The sequence below is a fragment of the Streptomyces sp. NPDC041068 genome, from assembly GCF_040647455.1.
In the GTDB taxonomy this organism is placed as follows: Bacteria; Actinomycetota; Actinomycetes; order Streptomycetales; family Streptomycetaceae; genus Streptomyces.
In genome coordinates this window covers 151,907-174,138 of record NZ_JBEZCG010000021.1, presented here as the reverse complement: position 1 = coordinate 174,138, position 22,232 = coordinate 151,907, and the positions used below count along the sequence as shown (strand labels likewise).

1 protein-coding gene is annotated in these 22,232 nt (G+C 74.7%); it reads left to right on the top strand.

The features are described from left to right. Window positions 1-2 precede the first annotated feature (2 nt). Entirely contained in the window at window positions 3-22,214 is a 22,212-nt protein-coding gene (locus AB0B50_RS37605; protein ID WP_362340393.1) for an amino acid adenylation domain-containing protein, read from the top strand. Window positions 22,215-22,232: the final 18 nt, after the last annotated feature.

The following is a 22,232-nucleotide window of genomic DNA, read 5'->3' as shown; positions in this document are numbered from 1 at the left end:
ACATGACCGACGGGAAGCTGCTCGACTACCTCAAGCGGGTCACCACCGAGCTGCGTGACACTCGCCGGAGGCTGGCCGATGCGGAGTCGGGCCCTTCGCGCCACGAGCCGGTCGCGATCGTGGGCATGGCGTGCCGGTTCCCCGGCGGCGCCACGTCGCCCGAGGAACTGTTCCGGCTGGCCGTCGACGGCGTGGACGCCGTGTCGGAGTTCCCCGCGAACCGCGGCTGGGACCTGGAGGGCCTGTACGACCCGGACCCGGAGCAGTCCGGCACGAGCTACACGCGCCAGGGCGGATTCCTGTACGACGCGGCGGACTTCGACGCCGGGTTCTTCGGGATGTCCCCCCGGGAGGCCATGGCGGCCGACCCGCAGCAGCGGCTGCTGCTCCAGGCGTCCTGGGAGGCGCTGGAGCGCGCGGGCATCGCCCCGTCCTCGCTGCGCGGCAGCCGCACCGGCGTCTTCGCGGGCGTCATGTACAGCGACTACGCCTCGCGCCTCGGGCAGGGCACGGGCGGCTTCGAGGGGCAGTTGCTCACCGGCAGCCTGCCGAGTGTGGCGTCCGGCCGTGTCTCGTACACCTTCGGGTTCGAGGGGCCCGCGGTGACGGTGGACACGGCGTGCTCGTCGTCGCTGGTGTCGCTGCACCTGGCGGCGGCCTCGCTGCGGTCGGGCGAGAGCTCCCTGGCGCTGGCGGGCGGCGTCGCGGTGATGTCCACCCCGACGACCTTCGTGGAGTTCTCGCGTCAGCGCGGCCTCTCGCCGGACGGCCGGTGCAAGGCGTTCTCGGACACGGCCGACGGCACGGGCTGGTCCGAGGGCGTCGGTGTGCTCGTCCTCGAGCGCCTGTCGGACGCGCGGCGCAACGGCCACCAGGTCCTGGCCGTGCTGCGCGGCTCCGCGGTCAACCAGGACGGCGCCTCGAGCGGGCTCACGGCGCCCAACGGCCCCTCGCAGGAGCGGGTCATCCGGCAGGCGCTGGCCGATGCCCGCCTCACCCCCTCCGACGTGGACGCGGTGGAGGCGCACGGCACGGGCACCACGCTCGGGGACCCGATCGAGGCGCAGGCGCTGCTGGCGACGTACGGGCAGGGCCGGGACGCCGAACGGCCGCTGTGGCTGGGCTCGTTGAAGTCGAACATCGGTCATGCGCAGGCGGCTGCCGGTGTGGCCGGTGTGATCAAGACGGTGCTCGCGCTGCGGCACGGTGTGCTGCCGCGGACGCTGCACGTGGAGCGTCCCTCGCGGCACGTGGACTGGTCGTCGGGCGCGGTGGAGCTGCTGACCGAGCAGCGGGAGTGGCCGGAGACCGGCCGTCCCCGCCGGGCCGGTGTCTCGGCGTTCGGAGCCAGCGGCACCAACGCGCACGTGATCATCGAGCAGGCGCCCGTGGAAGAGACGGCGGCGCACGGTCCCGTGGAAGAGACGACGGCGCAGAGTCCCGCGGAAGAGACGACGGCGCAGCGTGCTGAGGACGGCGCCGCGCCCGAGGCCCGTACCCCGGCCGTGGTCCCGGTGGCCGTGTCGGGCAGCTCCGAAGCCGCGCTGCGCCGCCAGGCCGGCCGGCTGCGGGAGTGGCTTGAGGCCCGCCCCGGACTGAGCCCGGCCGACGTCGGGTTCTCCACCGTGACGACCCGTGCCGCGCTGAACCACCGCGGAGTCGTCGTCGCCGCGGACCGCACCGAACTCCTGGACGGGCTAGGCGCCTTGGCCGCCGGCGAATCGGCACCCGGAGTCGTGGAGGGCACCCTCGCCCCCGAGTCCGGCGTGGTGTGGGTCTTCCCCGGCCAGGGGTCCCAGTGGGCCGGGATGGCCCGCGGCCTGCGCGAGTCGTCCCCGGTGTTCGCCGCGCGGATGGACGCGTGCGAGCAGGCCCTGAGCGGCCTGGTCGACTGGTCGCTGCGGGACGTCCTCGACGACGCTTCGGCGCTGGAACGCGTCGACGTGGTGCAACCCGCGCTGTGGGCCGTCATGGTCTCGCTGGCCGAGGTCTGGCGCGCGGCAGGACTCGTGCCGTCCGCCGTCGTGGGCCACTCCCAGGGCGAGATCGCCGCCGCCTGCGCGGCCGGAGCCCTCTCGCTGGAGGACGGTGCCCGCGTGGTCGCCCTGCGCTCCCGTGCCCTCCTGGAGATCGCGGGCGAGGGCGGCATGGTGTCCCTCGCCCTGTCGCTGGACGCGACCCGCGCCCTGCTGGAGCCCTGGGACGGACGGGTCTTCGTCGCCGCCGTCAACGGAGCGCGCTCCACGGTGGTTTCGGGCGACGCCGCCGCCCTGGACGAGCTGCTCGCGCACTGCGCCGCCGAGGAGATACGGGCCCGTCGCGTCCCGGTCGACTACGCCTCGCACTCCGCGCACGTCGAGCGGCTCCGCGACCGGATCTTCGACGACCTGGCGGGCATCGGCCCGCGCCGGGGCGACGTCCCCTTCCACTCCACCGTCACCGGACAGGTCCTGGACACCGCGGGTCTCGACGCCGCGTACTGGTACGAGAACCTGCGCACCACCGTCCGCTTCGCCCCCGTCGTCGAGGACCTCCTCGCCGAGGGGCACCGCACGTTCGTCGAGTGCAGCCCGCACCCGGTCCTGGCGCTCGGCGTCGAGGAGACCGCGCAGGACGCCGACTGCCCGGCCCTGGTGGTCGGTTCGCTGCGCCGCGACGAGGACTCCACCCGGCAGATCCACCTGTCCCTGGCCCGTCTGCACGCCCACGGAGTGCCCGTGGACTGGCAACCCTCCTTCGAGGGCACCGGCGCCCGCGCCGTGGACCTGCCCACCTACGCCTTCGAGTCCACTTCCTACTGGCTGCAGCCGCCGCGGCCGCTCCTGGGCGGCCCCGTCGAGCTCGCGGACGGCGGCCAGACGGTCCTGACCGGCCGCCTCTCCCTGCGCACCCACCCGTGGCTGGCCGACCACCGCGTGCGGGGCCAGGTGGTCGTACCCGGCACCGCACTCCTCGAGATGGCGCTGCACGCCGGGGGAGCGGTGGACGAACTCACCTTCCAGGCGCCCCTGTTGATACCCGAGCGGGGCGAGGTCGAGGTCCAGGTCGTCGCGGGCCCGGCCGACGGCGGCATCCGGCCGCTGCGCCTGCACGCCCGCACCCCCGAGTCCGACTGGCAGCTGCACGCCACCGGTTCGCTTCTCGACGTCGAGCCGCGGGTCGGCGGCGCTGAGGACCCGGTGCCGTGGCCGCCTGTCGGCGCCGAGCGCGTGGACCTCTCCACCTGGTACGCCGACCTGGCCGAGCAAGGACTGGAGTACGGGCCCGGATTCCGGGGCCTGCGGTCCCTGTGGCGGCACGGCGACGAGCTGTACGCCGAGGTCTCCCTGCCCGAGCCGGTGCGGCCCGCCCTGCTGGACGCCGCCCTGCACTCCCTGGACCTCAAGACCACGCCCGCCATGCCGTTCTCCTTCACCGGCGTCCGCTGGCTCGACACGGACGCGGCGGCCGAACTGTCCGGCCTGCGGGCACGGATCACGCCCCTGGAGGGCGGCGCCGTCGCCCTGCGGATCTCCGATGGGACGGGCCGCGGCGTCCTGACGGCGGACTCCCTCACGCTGCGTCCGCTCGACGGCATGAGCCTCGACGCGGGCCGGAGCGCGCTGTTCGGCGTCGACTGGGTGCCCGTGCGCCTGGACGCCTCCCGCACGGGCGACGCCGCGCGGGCCACCGTGCTGCGCTGCCCCGCCGTCGACGGTGAACAGCCCGACAGAGTAAGGGAGATGACCTCCGCGGTCCTCGCCGAGCTGCAGGCCTGGCTCGCCGACGAGGACGGCGGCGAAGGCCGCCTGGTCGTGGTGACCCGCTCCGCCGTGGTGACCGGCACCGCAACCGCGGAGGAGCCGGACCCCGCCGCTGCCGCCGTGTGGGGCCTGGTGCGCTCGGCGCAGACCGAGAACCCGGACCGGATCGTGTTGGTAGACATCGACATCGACGAGGCGGGCGGCACGGCAGGCGCCGATGGTCTCTCCGGCCATCTCCCGGCCCTGCTGGCCACGGACGAGCCCCAACTCGCCCTGCGCGGCGGCGAGATGCTCGCCCCGAGGATGGTGCGCGCGAAGCAGGCCGGCAGTGCTGCCGCACCGGCGCTCCCCGCCGAAGGCACCGTACTGATCACCGGCGCGTCGGGCACCCTGGGCGGCCTCGTGGCACGCCACCTGGTCGCCGAACACGGCGTACGCCACCTGCTGCTCGTCAGCCGTCAGGGCGCCCCCGAGCTCGCCGGGGAACTGACCGCGCTCGGCGCGGAGGCGACGTCGGCGGCGTGCGACATCGGCGACCGCGACGCACTCGCCGAACTCCTCGCGGCCATCCCGCAGGACCGCCCGCTGCGGGTCGTCGTGCACGCCGCCGGCGCACTCGACGACGGAGTGATCGGCTCGCTGACGCCCGAGCGCCTGGACTCCGTCCTCGCGGCGAAGGCCGACGGCGCCTGGCACCTGCACGAGCTGACCCGCGGCCTGGAGCTCACCGCCTTCGTGCTGTTCTCCTCGGTCGCCGCCACCCTGGGCACCGCGGGACAGGGCAACTACGCCGCCGCCAACGCCTTCCTCGACGCGCTCGCGCAGCACCGCCGCGCCCAGGGCCTGCCCGCGCTCTCCCTCGGCTGGGGCCTGTGGGCGGAGCGCAGCGCCCTCACCGGCCGCCTCGACGAGGCCGACCTGGCGCGGCTCGGCGACGCCGGTGTCCTGCCGCTGGCCACCGACGAGGGCCTCGCCCTGTTCGACGCCGCGCTCGGCGCCGACCGGGCCCACCTCGTCCCCGTCCGCCTCGACCGCACGGCGGCGCGCTCCGCCGAGGGCACGCTGCCGCCGCTGCTGCGCGCACCGGCCCCGGCTCCGCGCCGCCCCCGGCCCACCGCGGGCGCACCGGCCGAGACCGCCACCGCGGGTGAGGGCGACGGGCTGCGGGCGGTCCCTGCGGCCGAGCGTGAGGACGTCGTCGCCGAGCTGGTGCGGCGCGAGGTCGCCGCCGCGCTCAAGTACGGATCGGCCGAAGAGATCGACCCCGACGCCGAGTTGCTGCGCCTGGGCTTCACCTCGCTGACCGCCCTGGAGCTGCGGAACAAGCTCAGCGCCCGCACCGGGCTGCGGCTGCCCGCGACCATGGTCTTCGAGCACCGCACGACCCGCGCCCTCGCCAAGTTCCTCACCGGCAAGCTGTCCGACGGCGAGGCCGCGCCCGCCGTCACCACAGGTGAGCCCGAGCCCGACGAGCGCGCGGACGACCGCATCGCCGTCGTCGGTGTCGCGGGGCGCTACCCGCTGGCCGGAACGGTCGGCGAGCTGTGGGACAACCTCGCCGCGGCCCGTCACTGCATCCGCGAGGTGCCCGCCGAACGCTGGGACGCGAGCGCCCACTTCGACCCCTCGGGGGCGACGGCCGCGTACAGCAAGTGGGCCGGATTCATCGACGACGTCGACGCGTTCGACCCGCTGTTCTTCCAGATCTCGCCTGCCGACGCCGAGGCGATGGACCCCCAGGAACGCCTGTTCCTGCAGACCGCGGCCGCGACCCTGGACGACGCCGGATACCCGGCCGCCACGCTCGCCGCCCGGGGCCCCGTCGGCGTGTTCGTCGGCGTGATGGGCAGCGACTACGAGTGGATGAGCGGCGCGGCGAACGCGCTCGGCGTGCCGACCGAGGCGCACTCCCGGCACTGGTCGATCGCCAACCGGGTCTCCCACTCCTTCGACTTCACAGGACCGAGCATGGCCGTGGACACGGCGTGCTCGTCGTCCCTGACCGCGCTCCACCTGGCCTGCCAGTCCATCGCCACAGGGGAGTGCTCCGCCGCCATCGCGGGCGGCGTCAACCTGATCCTGCACCCCAAGCACCTGCGCGGCCTCGCGCAGGCCGGGATGCTCTCCCACGACGACCGGCTCAAGGCGTTCGGCGCGGGCGCGGACGGCTTCGTCGACGGTGAGGGTGTGGGCGCCGTCCTGCTCAAGCCGCTGGCCGCGGCGGTCGCCGACGGGGACCGCGTCCTCGGCGTGATCCGCGGCTCCGCCGTCAACGCGGTCGGCGACGCGGGCGGTTACACCGTGCCGAGCGCCACCGCCCAGGCCGCCGTGGTCCGAGCGGCGCTGGACCGCGCGGGAGTGGCCGCCGACACCGTCGGCTACGTCGAGGCCCACGGCACCGGCACGCTGCTCGGCGACCCGATCGAGATCGCCGGACTCGTCGACGTCTTCGGCGGGCGGACCGACCCGGCGCGAGGCACGGACAGGGCAGCCGTCGCGGTCGGTTCGGTGAAGACCAACATCGGCCACCTGGAGGCGGCGGCCGGTATCGCGGGGCTGACGAAGGTCCTGCTCCAGCTGCGGCACCGTACCCTGGTGCCGTCGCTGCACTCCGCGGAGCGCAACCCGGAGATCGACTTCGACACCACGCCGTTCCAGGTGCAGCAGACCCGCGAGCCCTGGGAGCGGCGGGAGCGGCCCGGAGCGGACGGTTCGCCCCGCGAGCTGCCGCTGCGCGCCGTCATCAGCTCCTTCGGCGCGGGCGGCTCCAACGCCTGCGTGGTCGTGGAGGAGCACCTGCCGAGCGGCACGGGCGACGTACCGGAGCCCGTGCCGGACGACGGACAGGAGCAGTTGCTCCTCCTCTCCGCGAAGAACGAGGAGCGGCTGCGGGCGTACGCGGCCGACCTCGCCGCCTTCCTGACCGGCGGGGCCCCGCGAGTGCCGCTGGGGACGGCCGAGGCGCTGGGGACGGCCGAGGCGCTGGGGACGGCCGAGGCGCTGGGGACGGCCGAGGCGCTGGAGCCGCAGGAGGCGGTGGCGGCCGCCGGCCGCATCGGCCTGCGTCTCGCCGCCGATCTCGCCGGGGTGGCCGAGGGCACGTTCGACCTCGCGACCGACCTCGTGGACTGTGGCTTCGGAGTGACCGAACGCGCCCGCTACCATGCGCTGCTCGCCGAGGAGTTGGGCGTCGACCAGCTGCCCGAGGCGGCCGTGACGGCGGACACGATCGGGGCGGTCGCCGACGCGGTGGCCGATCTCGTGCCGAGCTCGGCGGTCGCCGTGGACACCGTTGCGGCAGATGCCGTCGCGGCGGGCCTCCGGCTCGCCGATGTCGCCCACACCCTCCAATCGGGCCGCACCGCCCACGAGTTCCGGCTCGCGCTGCCCGCGGCATCGGTCGCCGAGGCGGCCCGGCTGCTCGCCGCGTACGCGGCCGGCGAGGGCGCCGCGGACACCGTCACGACCGGCCGGGCCGCCCGTGCCGCGACGCGGCTCTCCGAGGACGAGGCCGCCGCGCTGCAACAGGCGCTGACGCGGCGCGACTTGTCGGCGGTAGCGGTGCGCTGGGTGGCGGGTGCGGCCGTCGACTGGTCGCGGATCACGCATCCGGCCGCGCGCAGGATCGAGCTGCCCGGTTACCCGTTCGCCCGCAAGCGTCTGTGGATCCCCCAGCCGCAGGCCGCCGCGGTCCCCGTACCGCAGGCCGCCGCGGTCCCCGTACCGCAGGCCGCCGCGGTCCCCGTACCGCAGGCCGCCGCGGTCCCCGTACCGCAGGTCCCCGCCGTCCCCGTGCGGCAGGCCGACACCACCGTGCCGCAAGCCACCGCCCCCGCGCGGCCCGTGCTCGAAGGGAACGTCGACATCGAACCCGCCATCGCCCAAGTCCTGACCGGATACGCCCGGTTGGACGCTGTCTCGGTCTCCGGACTGCTCGGCGTCTACCAGCGCATGGGCGCCTTCCGGCGCCCCGGCGACCGGCACCGGAGCGAGGACCTGCGTGCCGCCCTCGGCATCCGGGACAAGTTCCGCCGACTGCACGAGGCGATCCTCAACCTCCTTGCCGCCAAGGGGTTCCTGACTCGCGACGGCGAGTGGTTCACCGCCACCGGCGCGGTCGACGGGGCGGACGGAGCCACGGCCGCGGACCGCTGGGAGGCCGACTTCGAGGACGTCGCCACCCGCTACCCGGACATCGCGCCGACGGCCAGGCTCAACCGGCAGTTCCTGCGGTCGTACCCGAGGCTCCTGCGCGGCGAGGTGGTCGGGACCGAGGTCATGTTCCCCGACTCCTCGATGGAGCTGGTGCAGGACCTGTACAAGGGCAACCCGCTCACCGACTTCTTCAACGTGCTCGTCGCCGACACGGTCCGCGGCCATCTGGACACCTGCCTCCCGCAGTTGACGGACGGCGGCTCCTTCCAGGTCGTGGAGCTGGGCGCGGGAACCGGTGCCACCAGCGAGCGGGTGATCCCGGCCCTCGCCGGCCACCCGGACCGCGTGAGCTACACCTTCACGGACATCTCCCCGCGCTTCCTGGACCACGGCCGCGAGCGGTTCGCCGGGCAGCACCCGTTCGTACGCTTCCAGCTGCTCAACCTGGAACGCGGCCTCGCCGAACAGGACTTCCTGTCCGGCTCGGTCGACGTGGTCCTCGCCACCAACGTGGTCCACGCCACCAGGAACCTGCGGACCACTCTGCGCATGATGAAGGACCTGCTCAGGCCCGGTGGGCTCCTGGTGCTCAACGAACTGACCTCCATCCGCCCGTATCTGACCCTGGGCGGCGGCGTCATGGAGGGCTGGTGGGCCTTCCAGGACGGTGAACTCCGTATCCCCAACTCGCCGCTCGCCGCGCCGGACAGCTGGATCACGCTGCTTGAAGAAGAGGGCTACACGAACGTCAGGGCCCTGGGCGCCGACGGCGTCGAACTGGGCCAGCACGTGCTGGTCGCACAGAACCTGGGCGTACGCGGGGACGCGGCACCGGCGGCGACCGCACCCGCGGCCGTGACGGCCGTCGCGCAGCCGGACGTGCGGGACGCCGGGGGCGTGGTCACCGACCGCCTCGGTGAACTCCTGGAGCGCGTACTCAAGTTGGACGAGCGCATCGACCCGGAACGGCCTCTGGTCGACTACGGCTTCGACTCGCTCAGCGGCATGAAGATCGTGGCCGTGGTGGAGGACGCCTTCGGCGTCAACGTGCCCCTTGAGGAGTTCTTCGCGCGGCCGACGCTGGTCGAGCTCTCGGAGCACCTGAGGTCGGACTGGCTGGCCGAAGCGGTGTCGGAGGCGGCGGCCGAGACGATGGCGGAGACGGCGGCCGAGCCCGTGAGGGAGCCCGCCGGGACGTACGCGGCCGAGCCCGCCGCGCCCGGCTCCGCGACGAGCCGGACGCCGGAGCCGGTGCACGTGCCTGAGCCGGTGCACGTGCCTGAGCCGGTGCACGTGCCCGAGCCGGTTCGGGCGGCGGAGCCGGTGCCCACGGCAGAGTCGGTTCCCGCGGCGCGCTCCGCGGCCGAAGCGGTATCCGGGCAGACGGCCGAGCCCGCCGCGCCCGTCTCCATGACGAGCCGGACGCCGGAGCCTGTGCGTGCGCCCCAGCCGGTTCGCGCCGCGGCGCCGGTGCCCGCGGTCCAGCCGGTACGCGCCGTCGACGTGACGCCTGCCGTGCGCACCGCGGCCCAAGGCGTCCTGCGCCCCCGGCGCGACACCCACCTCACCGACCATCCGCTGTCGGAGGGGCAGCGCGCGCTGTGGGTGATCGAGCAGATCGCGCCCGGCAACCGCGCCTACAACCTGCCGCTCGCCTTCTGGCTCGACGACCACGTCGACGTGCTCACGCTGAGGGTCGTCCTGCAGGACCTGCTCGACCGGCACGAGGAACTGCGCGCGAGCGTTCGCGAGGGCGAGGACGGGCCGTTCGCCCGGATCGCCGCCGAGCCGGAACTGCCCTTCCGGCAGGTCTTCTTGACCTCCGTCGCGGACGGCGACCTGCGCGACCGGATCCACGCCGAGACGCGGGAGCCGTTCGACCTGGCCGAAGGGCCGCTCCTGCGCGCCACCCTCTACACCCTCGGCGACGGCCGCCAGGCGCTGCTGCTCACCGTGCACCACCTGGTGCTCGACGGCCTTTCCATCCCGCTGCTGCTCACCGAGGTCGAGCGCGGCTACCGCGCGCTGCGCGAGGGACGCCCCCTGCCCGCCGAGCGGCCCGCGCACACCTTCGCCGACTTCTGCGCCCAACAGCGCGAACTCCTCGCGGGACCGCGGGCGGAGCGCCTGCGCTCCTACTGGCTCGACCGGCTGCGGGACCGCCGCACCGCCGTGCCCCTGCCGCTGGACCGGCCGCGCCCGCCCGTGCCCACCTTCCGTGGCGCGAGCGTCGGCGGACGCGTCCCCGCGGACGTGACCGAGCAGGCCCGCGCGCTCGCCGCCGCGGCCCGCACCTCGCTGTCCAGCGTCATGCTCGCGACCTACTTCGCGCTGCTGCACCGCTACAGCGACCAGGAGGACATCGCCGTCGGCACCCCGACGGCCGGTCGCCCGGCCGACGGCTACGACGACGTGCTCGGCTACTTCATGAACATGGTGGTCCTGGCCGAGAAGGTCGACGGCACGGAGGCCTTCCGCGATCTGGTCCGCCGTATCCACCAGATGGTCCTCGGTGCCCTCGAACACAGCGCGTACCCACTGATCACGCTCGCCGACGAGCTGCGCAAGGAGAACCCGGGCGCCGCCGCCGACGCGCTGTTCAACACGGCCTTCTACTTCCACAACTGGGCGCGCGACATGCCGGAGGACGGCGTGGTGCGCGGCAGGGTCGAAGGGGTGCACCAAGAGGGCGAGTTCGACCTCACCCTCGACCTGGTCGACCACCCCGAAGGCTGCCGGTACACGCTCAAGTACAACCCGGACCTGTTCGACGCCGCCACGGTGGAGCGGCTCGGCGACCACTTCGTCACGCTCCTGGCGGCCGCGGTCGCCGCGCCCGGCTCCGCGGTCGGCGACCTGGACCTGCTGACCGCCGGCGAGCGCGCGCACCTCGCGCCGCCCGCCGCCGTCGACTACCCCGCCGACACCCTGGTCTGGGAGCTGGTACGCCGTCAGATCGAGGCAAGGCCGGAGGCGGTCGCGGTCCGCCACGGCGGAACGGAGATGACCTACCGCGGTCTCGGGGAGCGCGTGACGGCCCTGGCGGCCCGCCTCACCGCCGCGGGCGTCGGCCGCGGCCGCACCGTCGGCGTGCTGCTCCCGCGCGACGCCGACCTGCCGGTGGCGCTGCTCGCCGTGCAGGCCGCGGGCGGCACGTACGTCCCGTTCGACCCGGAGTACCCGCAGGAGCGCCTCGCCTACATGGCGGCGGATGCCGGACTCCACCTCATGCTCACGCACTCCGCCGTCGGCGCGGAGTGGGGCGCCTCGGCGCCCCGGCTCCTGATCGACGGCGGCCAGGAGCCGCCCGCGCTGCCCTCACCCGGACCCGCGGGACCGTCGGACGCCGCGTACGTCATCTACACCTCCGGATCGACCGGTCGCCCCAAGGGCGTCCGCGTCCCGCACCGCGCGCTGACCAACTTCCTCTGGTCGATGGCGCGTGAGCCCGGATTCGGGCCGGGGGACACGCTGCTGGCCCTGACCACCGTGTGCTTCGACATCTCCGGGCTCGAGCTCTATCTGCCGCTGATCACCGGTGGCACGGTGGACGTCCTGCCGACCGAGGTCGCCCAGGACGGACTGCGGCTGCGCGAGGCCGTCGAACGCTCCACCGCCACGGTCATGCAGGCCACCCCGGCGACCTGGAGCATGCTCCTGGCCGCCGGCTGGCAGGGCGACCCCGGACTCACGGTGCTGTGCGGCGGTGAGGCCCTGCCCGGCGACACCGCCGAGGCGCTGCTCGCGGGCAACCGCGCGGTGTGGAACCTCTACGGCCCCACCGAGACCACGATCTGGTCGGCGGTGAGCCGGCTGCGCCGGGGCGAGCGCGTCACCATCGGCGCCCCCATCGACAACACCTCGCTGTACGTCCTCGACGGCGCCCGCAGGCCGGTCCCGACCGGGGTGCCCGGTGAGCTGTACATCGGCGGGCACGGGGTGGCCGACGGCTACCTGGGCCGCCCCGAACTGACCGCCGAGCGCTTCCTGCCCGACCCGTTCGCGACCGGGGCCGACGCGCGGATGTACCGCACCGGCGACCTCGTGCGGCGGCAGGCCGACGGGCGCATCGACTACCTGGGCCGGATCGACTCCCAGGTGAAGGTGCGCGGCTTCCGGGTGGAGCTGGAGGAGATCGAGTCGACCCTGCGGCGCGTCGACGGCGTACGCGAGGCGGTCGTGGTGGCCCGTGGCCGGGGAGGCGGCGACCGTTCGCTGCTCGCCTGCTACGTCCTCGCCGACGGAGCCGCCGAGCCGACCGGGGAACAGCTGGCGGCCTGGCTGCCGGCCCACATGATCCCGGACGTGCTCGTCCGCGTGACCGGATTCCCGCACACGCTCAACGAAAAGGTCGACCGGACCACGCTGGCCACCCTTCCGCTGACCGAGCTGCGGTCCCGCTTCGGCGCCCGGGACACCGAGCGCCACGAACCCGTCGCGGTCGGCGGCGGTGCGGACGGGCGTGTCCAGGCCCTGACGGCCGAACTGGCCGAGGCGGTCGGCCGCCTGACCGGCCTGCGCCCCGAGGAGATCGGCCCGCACACCCCGCTCGGCGAGGTGGGCATGAACTCGGTGAGCTTCACCGCGCTCAGCGCCGAACTGCGCAGGACGTACGGCATCGAGGTCTACCCGACGCTGTTCTACCGCCGGGGCACGCTGGCCGCGCTGGCCGAGCACCTGTGGCAGGAGCACCCCGGCGAGCTGGCAGGCCGGTTCACGTCCGGCGCGGGCACGGTCGCTCCCGCCGCCGAGGCACGGCCCGTCGAGGCCGAGGCCGAGGCACCGGCCCCGGCCGAGCGCCCGCGCGGCGGCGACGTCGCGGTCATCGGGATGGCGGGGCGGCTGCCGGGATCGGCCGATCTCAAGGAGTTCTGGGACCACTTGACCGCCGGGGACGACCTGGTGACCGAGGTTCCCGAGGATCGCTGGGGCCCGCGCGAGGAGGGTGCCCGCAAGCGTTGGGGCGGCTTCCTCCCCGACGTGGACCGCTTCGACGCCGCCTTCTTCGGGATCTCCCCGCGCGAGGCGGAGCTGATGGACCCCCAGCAGCGACTGCTGCTCGAAGCGGTGTGGTCGGCCGTCGAGGACGCCGGCTACCGTCCCTCCGACCTCGCGGGCAAGAGGGTCGGCGTGTTCATCGGCGTCGCGGGCGCCGACTACCTCCAGGCGCAGCGCGACGCCGGGGTCGCCCCGCAGGGCCACACGGCGACCGGCGGCGCCCTGTCGGTCATCCCGAACCGGGTCTCGTACCTCCTCGACCTGCGCGGTCCCAGCATGGCCGTGGACACGGCCTGCTCCGGCTCGCTGACCGCCGTCCACCAGGCCGTCGGCGCGCTCCGCGACGGCACCTGCGACCTGGCCATCGCGGGCGGGGTCAACCTGATCCTCTCGCCGCGCGTGTACGACGTACTCGACCAGGGCGAGATGCTCAGCTCCGACGGCCGCTGCAAGACCTTCGACAGCCGCGCCGACGGCTATGTGCGCGGCGAGGGCGTCGGCGTGGTGCTGCTCAAGCCGGATGACCGGGCGGACCACGACGGCGACGCCGTCCACGCGGTGATCAAGGCGGCCACGGCCAACCACGGCGGCCGCACCACCTCGCTCACCGCGCCCAACCCGGACGCCCAGGCCGACCTGCTCGTCGAGGCCTACCGCGCCGCCGACGTGGCGCCGGAGACCGTCGGCTACATCGAGACGCACGGCACCGGCACCGCCCTCGGCGACCCGATCGAGACCACGGGTCTGAGCACCGCCTTCCGTAGGCTGCGCGCGGAGCGCGGCACGACCGCCGCGCCCGGCTGCGTGATCGGCTCCGTCAAGACCAACATCGGTCACCTGGAGGCGGCCGCGGGCATCGCGGGCCTGTTCAAGGCCGTCCTCGCGCTGCGGCACGGCACCATCCCCGCCGGACTGCACCTGCGGGAGCAGAACCCCTATCTGGAACTAGACGGGGGCCCGTTCGAGATCGCCACCACGGCACGGCCCTGGCCGCGGCCCCGCGACGGCGCGGGGAACGGCATGCCGCGCCGCGCCGGAGTCAGCTCCTTCGGCTTCGGCGGAGCCAACGCGCACATCGTCCTGGAGGAACCCCACATGCCGGACACCGGCGCCAAGGACACAGCGGCCGCCGAGCAGGTGTACGTGCTCTCCGCCCGCACCCCCGAGGCACTGCGGCACACCGCCGAGCGGCTGGCCGACCACCTGGCGGACCAGGACGTGCCCGCGGGTGACCTCGCGTACACCCTGCAGACGGGCCGCGACGCGATGACGCACCGGCTCGCCGTGGTGGCGCAAGGACCGGCCGCGCTCCGCGCCGAACTGGCCGCACACCTCGCGGGCCACCCGTCCGCGGTGCGCACCGGACAGGCCGAGCGGCGGCCCGCCCCGGCCACCGCGACCGGCGACCTGACCGCCCTCGCCGACGCGTGGCTCGCCGGAGCCGAGGTCGACTGGGTGGCTCTGCACCAGGGAACGCGGCGACGCCGGGTGCACCTGCCGACGTATCCGTTCGCCCGCACCAGGCACTGGTTCACCGCCCCGGAACCCGCCCCCGCGGCGGCCCCGGCGCAGGACGTCGCCCGGCTGCACCCGACCCTGCTCGACGCGCGCGACGCCACGGGCTCCGCGTCCGCAGGCACGGCGTACGCGAAGACGCTCACGGGGGAGGAGTTCTTCCTGCGTGACCACGTCGTCGGCGGTGACCTCGTCCTCGCGGGCGTCGCCTACCTCGAAATGGCCCGCCTGGCAGGGGAGTCGGCGTTCGGCGCGCCCGTCCGCGGGGTCGACGGGCTCGTCTGGGCGAGCCCGGTCCGCCTCCCGGCCACCGGAGGCGCGCACCGCCTCACGGTCGAGGTCACCGGCGACCGCACAGCACCGTCCTTCGAGATACGCACCGCGGGCGGCGGATCCCCCGCGCACGCCCGCGGCACCCTGCTGCTCGGCACGGTGGGCGACCGCCCCGCCCCGGTCGACCTGGCGGCGGCGCGCTCGCGCTCCCCGCGCGTCCTCGACGGCGCCGAGTGCTACGCGCTGTACTCCCGGTTCGGCTTCGACTACGGCCCGAGCTTCCAGGTGATCGAGCACATCGCCCTGGGAGAGCGCGAGGCGCTGGCATCGCTGCGGATTCCCGCGCGGCGCCGCGCGGACGCGGACAGCTACGTCTTCCACCCCTCGCTGTTCGACGCCGCTCTGCAGACGGCGAGCAGGCTCGCGGCGGACGGCACCGCCCACGAGCAGCCGCTCCCGTACCTGCCGTTCTCGCTGGGCGCCGTCCGGCTCTACGCCGAACTGCCGGAGCGGGTCCACGCGTACGCCACCCCGTCGGCCCGCCCCACCGCACCCGGAACGCTCGCCTTCGACATCGCGCTCCTGGACGGGAACGGCGAAGTCCTCGCCACGATCGACACGTTCACCCTCCGGGAGGTCCCCGGGAAGGGCACGGCGCGGACGTCGGCGCGGACCACGACCCCGGCCGCGGCGTCGGTGACCGACACGGTCTCCGCGTACGAACCGGTCTGGGAGCCCGCCCCGCGCACCCCGCGCGAGCCGGACGCCACCGTGCTGCTGCTGGACGCGGGCACCGAGGGGCACGCGCTGCTCACCGCCCTGACGGACGCGGGCGTCGACGCCCGGCGCATCGCCCTGGGCACCGGCTTCGGCGTCGACGAGGCGCTCGCCGCCGCCCGCGCCGCGGGCCCCGTCCACGTGGTGCACCTGGCCGGGCCCGACGCGGCGCCCGGCGGAGCGGTGGAGCACGGCTTCCACGCCGCGACGGCGTTCCTCCAGGCCTGGCAGCGGGAGCGGCGCGGCGCGCTGCGCTACCTCTACGCCCACCGCGACCCGGCCGCCTCACCGGCCCACCCGGCGATGGCCGCCTTCGCGCGCTCGGTGCGCAGGGAACTCCCCGCGGTCGACTTCGGCGTGCTGGCCGTCGCGGACGGCTGCTTCCTCGCCGACGCGGTGCTCGCCGAACTCGGAGCCGCGGGTGAAGCCGAGGTACGCGTCGACGCGGCGGGCCGGCACCGCCGCACCTGGCGCCAGGTCGGCCTGTCGGCAGCAGGGGCCCCGCTGTTCACCGGTCCGGGGGCGCATGTGATCACCGGCGGGACCGGTGCGCTCGGGCTGCTCGTGGCCGAGCACATCGCCGCCGCACGCCGCGCCGCCGGGCTGACCGCGGGCGGGATCGTCCTCGCCTCCCGGACCGCTCCGGGCCCCGAGGCCCTGGCGAGGATCGCGGCCGTGGGCGCGCACGTGGTGCGGGCCGACGTCGCCGACCCCGCCGGGGTGCGGGACCTGATCGACGAGGCCCGCGGGTTGCACGGCTCGGTGAGCGGCGTGCTGCACGCCGCCGGCGTCCTCAAGGACGGCCTGCTGCTCGGCAGGGACCGGTCGGACACGGAGGCCGTCCTCGCCGCGAAGGTGCGCGGCACGGTGCTCCTCGACGAGGCGACACGGCACGAACCCCTCGACTACTTCGTGGCGTTCTCCTCCGGGGCGGCCGCGTTCGGGAACGTCGGCCAGACCGACTACGCCTACGCCAACGCCTTCCTCGACCACTTCGCCGAGCAGCGCGAGCGCCGGCGCCTCCAGGGGGCGCGGCACGGCCGCACCCTCGCCGCCGCCTGGCCGGTCTGGGCCGACGGCGGCATGCGGGCCGACGTGGCGGGCACGGAGTACATGGTCCGGGAGCTGGGCATGCGCCCGCTGCGCACCGGACCGGCCCTCGACGCGCTCGACAGAGCCCTGGCGGGCACGGCGCCGCGTCTGCTCCTGGCGCCCGGCGACCCGGCGCGGGTGCTGGCCGAGCTCAACGGCGCACCGGCCCCGGCACCCGCGCAGGCCGCCCCCGCCGCACCCGCCGCCGCGACGCAGCCGGTCGGCGAGGACGCCTACGCCCGCGCCGAGCGCCTGGTGCTCCAGATCATGGCGGAGGAACTGAAGCTCCCGGAGGCGGAGATCGCCGTCACGGAGCCCCTCGACCACTACGGCGTGGACTCCCTGATCACGCTGAGCGTGACCCGGCGCCTGGAAGAGCACTGCGGACCGCTGTCGAAGACCCTGCTCTTCGAGTACGTGACCGTCGGCGAACTGGCGGACCATCTGGCCGCCGCGCACCCCGAGGCGTTCGCCGCGCCCGCCGCCGAGACCTCCGAGCCCGCGCGGCCCCAGGCGCTCGCCCCCGCCGCCGCGACCGACACGGCGGCGGCCCAGGCAGCCGTCCCGGCCGCCGAGGCAGGAGGCGACGACATCGCGATCATCGGTGTCGCGGGGCGCTACCCGCAGGCCGACGACGTGGACGAGTTCTGGCGCAACCTGCGCGCGGGACGCGACAGCATCGAGGAGATACCGGCCGACCGCTGGAACCACGACAGGTTCTACGACCCGGACAAGTCGGCCCCCGGCAAGACGTACGGCAAGTGGGGCGGCTTCGTACGGGGCGCCGACCGCTTCGATCCGCTGTTCTTCCGCATGTCGCAGATCGAGGCCGAACTCACCGACCCCCAGGAGCGGGTGTTCCTGGAGACGGTCTGGCACCTCATGGAGGACGCCGGCTACACCCGCGACCAGCTGCGGGCCTCCCGCACCGGTGTGTTCGTCGGCATGATGTACGGCCAGTACCAGCTGTACGGGGTCCAGGACGCGCTGCGCGGCGAAGGGCTGCCCCCGCATTCGTCGTTCGCCTCGGTCGCCAACCGGGTGTCGTACTTCTTCGACTTCTCGGGGCCCAGCGTCGCCGTGGACACCATGTGCTCCTCAGCCCTGGTCACCATCCACCAGGCCTGCCAGGCCATCCGCTCCGGTGACTGCGAGGTCGCGGTCGCGGGCGGCGTCAACATCTCCAGCCACCCGGCGAAGTATCTGCAGCTGGCCTGGCGCGGCTTCCTCGCCGAGGACGGCCGCTGCCGCAGCTTCGGCACCGGCGGCACGGGATACGTCCCCGCCGAGGGATCGGGCGCGGTGCTCCTCAAGCGCCTCGACGCCGCGGTGGCCGACGGCGACCGCATCCTCGCGGTGGTCAAGGCGTCCGCCGTCAACCACGGCGGAACGGGCCGCGGCTTCAACGTCCCCAACCCCAAGGCTCAGGGCGACCTGGTGCGCGCCGCGCTCGACCGGGCGGGGATGCGTCCCGCGGACCTGGACTACGTGGAGGCGCACGGCACCGGCACCGCGCTCGGTGACCCGGTGGAGATCAACGGCATGCTCCGGGCCTTCCAGGACGACATGCCGGAGCGGCTGCCGATCGGCTCGGTCAAGTCCGGCATCGGGCACGCCGAGTCGGCGGCCGGCATCGCGGCCGTCACCAAGGTGCTGCTGCAGATGCGCCACGGCGAGCTGGCTCCCTCGCTGCACGCGGACGAGCTCAACCCGAACGTCGACTTCGCGGCGACCCCGTTCGAGGTCCAGCGCGAACTGGCGCCGTGGCCGCGCCGCGTGCTCGCCGACGGGACCGAGCGGCCGAGGACCGCGGGCGTGAGCTCCTTCGGCGCGGGCGGGACCAACGCGCACGTCATCCTGCAGGAGTTCCCCGGGGCACCGCGGACATCGGCCGCCCCGGCCGGCGACCAACTCGCCGTGCTCTCCGCCCGCGAGGCGGACCGGCTCGTCGAGCAGGCGCGCAGGCTTGCCGAACATCTGCGTGCCGAGGGCGCCGGAGCTGCCCCGCAGGACGTCGCCTGGACGCTCCAGTCGGGGCGCGAGGCCATGGCGCACCGCCTTGCCGTCCGCTTCGACAGCCTCGCCGAACTGGCCGCGCGCCTCGACGAGTTCGCCGCAGGCGGTGTGCCCGTCGGCAGCTGGACCGGGGAGGTCGACCCGCGCAGGCCCGCTCCGGGCGGCGCCCCGTCGGCCGATCCGTCCGCCTGCGCGGTCGCCTGGACGTCGGGCCGACCGGTCGACTGGTCCGTCCTGCACGGGGGAGTGCCGCCCCGCCGGGTGCCGCTGCCGGGGTACCCCTTCGGGGGCGAGCGGGTCTGGCTCGCGGCGGCGGACAAGGAACTGGCGGCACTGGAGGGGGACGTGGCGCACGCGCCCGTTCTTGACGTTCCTCCCGCTGCCTCCGTCGAGGAGGGGCTGCTGCTGGCCACCCACTGGGTGCCCGCCCAACTGTCCGCGTCTGTCAGGCTGTTCGGGCCGACCGCCGTCCTCGCCGCGCCGGGGACCGAGGCGCTCGCCGCTCGCCTGGCGGCCACGCTGCCCGCCGCGGAGGTGCTCACCCCCGAGCGCCTTACCGCCGACCTCGCCGACCCCGGCACCCGCTGGGACCGCTTCGACGCGGTGATCGACCTGGCGGGCTGCACAGGGTCCGGTGGGTCCGGCGGGTCTGCTGCGGCCATGGACCGTTCGGCGCTGCGCACCTGGCTGGGCTGGCTGCAGCACACGGTCGACCGGAGCAGGCGCGGACTGACCGCCCTGCTGGTCTCCCGCGACACAGGAGCGGCGGTGCACGGCGGCGCGGCCCGCACGGGGCTCTACCGCATGCTGCAGAGCGAGTACCGCCATGTGACCTCGCGCCACGTGGCCATGGGCGCGTGCACGGACGACGAGCTGTGCCGGCGCGTGGCCGACGAGCTCGGCGGCGAGGCGGAGCCCGGTGAGATCGCGTACCGCGACGGCGTGCGGCACCGCGCGGTGCTGCGCGAGCTGCCCGGCGCACCGGAGCGCGCGGCGCGGTTCCCCGACGGCCATGTGCTGTGGGTGACCGGGGGCACGCGCGGGCTCGGCCTGCTGACCGCGCGGCACTTCGTCGAGCGGTACGGCGTCCGCAAACTGGTCCTCACGGGCCGCGAGGCGCTGCCGTCCCGGGACCGCTGGGCCGCGCACATCGCCGCGGACGACGCGCTGGGCCGCAAGCTGCGCCCGCTGGCCGAACTGGCCGACAGGGGCGTGGAGATCGAGGTCCTCGCCGTGCCGCTGGACGACAAGGAGGCCACCGCAGCGGCGGTGGCGGACGTCCGGCGCGGGCTCGGCCCGATCGGCGGAGTGGTCCACAGCGCCGGAGCCGTGGACACCGACAACCCCGCCTTCGTGCGCAAGCCGTGGAGCGGCGTCGAGCGGGTGGTCGGCCCCAAGGTCTTCGGCCTCGACACGCTCGTGGAGTGCTTCCGCGGCGAGCCGCTGAGCCTGTTCGTCGTGTACTCCTCCGTCGCCGCGTCCGTGCCGGCCCTCGCCGTCGGGCAGAGCGACTACGCCATGGCCAACGCCTACCTGGACACGGTCGCCGAGGCGCGCCCGTACGGGCTGCCGCTGGTCAGCGTGGCGTGGCCGAGCTGGCAGGACACCGGCATGGGTCCGGCGCGCAGCGCCGCGTACCAGTCGTCCGGCCTCGCGACGCTCGCGGACGAGCAGGGACTGCGCCTGCTCGACCGGGCGTTGGCGAGCGGCGCGCGGGCGGTCGTGCCCGCCGTGGTGCGGCCGGACGCGGACTGGCGCCCGGAGCGGCTGACCGACCGCCGCCTGACTCCGGAACCTACGACTCCGGAACCTGCGACTCCGGAACCTGCCACTCCGGAGTCCGTCACCGCTGAGGCCGCCGCCTTCGGGCCCGCCGCCACGGTGGTGTACGAGGCCTCGCCCTCCGCGGCCCCCGAAGCGCTCAAGGAGGCGGCCGACGCGGCGGCCTCCTGGCTCCTGGACCGGCTCGCGCTGGAGCTGCGCTTCGACCGGGCGCGGCTGGCCGGGAACGTACCGGTGCACGACTACGGCATCGACTCGATCCTGGTCACCCAGCTCGTCCAGACCCTCGGCAAGCAGCTCGACGTGTCCCTCGACCCGTCCGCGCTGTTCGAGCACCCGACCGCGGACGAGTTCGCCGCCTACCTCGCCGACGAGCACCCGGACGACCTGCTCGCCGCCTTCGGCACGGCCCCGTCCGACGCCCTCGCGCCCACGGCACCGCAGGCCCCCGAGGCCCCGGCCACCCGGGCCGTCGTCGTCGAAGCGGCGACCCCGGCCGTCGCGCAACCGGCGTCCACCGGCGGAGACATCGCGGTGGTCGGCCTGTCCTGCAGGTTCCCCGACGCCCCGTCCGGCGACGCCTACTGGGAGCTGCTGCGCCAGGGCCGTTCGGCGCTGCGTCCCGTACCGCGGGAGCGCTTCGGCAAGCCGGTGGGTCACCACGCGGGGCTGCTGCCCGACGTACTCCGCTTCGACCCGGACGCGTTCCTGCTGTCGGAAGGCGACGTCGCCGCGATGGATCCGCAGGCGCTGCTGCTCCTCGAAGAGGTGAACAGGGCCGTGCATCACGCCGGTTACCGCCCCGCCGAGCTGAAGGGCCGCAGGGTCGGCGTGTACGTCGGCGGCCGTGCGGCGCACATGCCGGACGAGGAGCGCCTCGCGCAGGCGCAGAACCCCGTGGTGATCACCGGTCAGAACTATCTGTCCGCGAACATCTCGCAGTTCTTCGACTTCCGCGGCCCGAGCCTGGTGATCGACACCGCCTGCTCATCGGCCCTGGTGGCGATGGACATGGCCGCGCGTGCGCTGCGCGCGGGCGACATCGAGTCGGCCGTCGTCGCGGGCGTGAGCCTGCTCGCCGACGACAAGCCGTACGACCTGTTCGGCCGGCGCGGACTGCTCAACCCGGGCGAGGAGTTCCACCTGTTCGACCGCAGGGCGGCCGGGCTGATCCTCGGCGAGGGCGTCGGCGTCGTCGTCCTCAAGCCGCTGGAGCGGGCGCAGGCCGACGGGGACCGGGTGCTCGCGGTCCTCAAGGGCATCGCGATCAACAACGACGGCAGGACCGCGGGCCCGGCCACCCCCAACCTCCAGGCACAGAAGGAGGTGATGGCCACGGCGCTCGCACAGAGCGGTGTCGGGACCGAGGGCGTCGGCTGGGTGGAGGCCAACGGCTCCGGCACGACCGTCACCGATCTGCTCGAACTCAAGGCGGTGCAGGCGGTCTACCGGACCGGTTCCACGCGCCCTGTGGCGCTCGGCTCGGTCAAGCCGAACATCGGCCACCCGCTGACGGCCGAGGGGATCGCGGCGTTCATCAAGGTGGTGCTGATGCTGCACCACCAGGAGCAGGTGCCGTTCCGCTCCGGGCAGGAGCCGCTCGACCACTTCGACGTGGCCGCCTCTCCGCTGTACTTCCCCCGGGCGTCCCGCCCCTGGCCCGGGGACGCGGGCGTCGCCGCGCTCAACTGCTTCGCCGACGGCGGGACCAACGCGCACCTGCTGCTCGCCCCCGCGCCCGGGGCCCCGCTTCCGACCAGGCGACCGCTGCCGGAACCCGAACTGAACCGGAGGACCGTCATCAGAGGCGCCGCCGAGCCCGCGGCCCCGGCCGGCGGCCTGTTCTGGGAGAGCTACCGATGAACGAGCTACCGATGAACG

Excerpts from the sequence above, each read along its gene's own strand:
- AB0B50_RS37605 (WP_362340393.1), top strand. The coding sequence starts at position 3 with ATGACCGACGGGAAGCTGCTCGACTACCTCAAGCGGGTCACCACCGAG.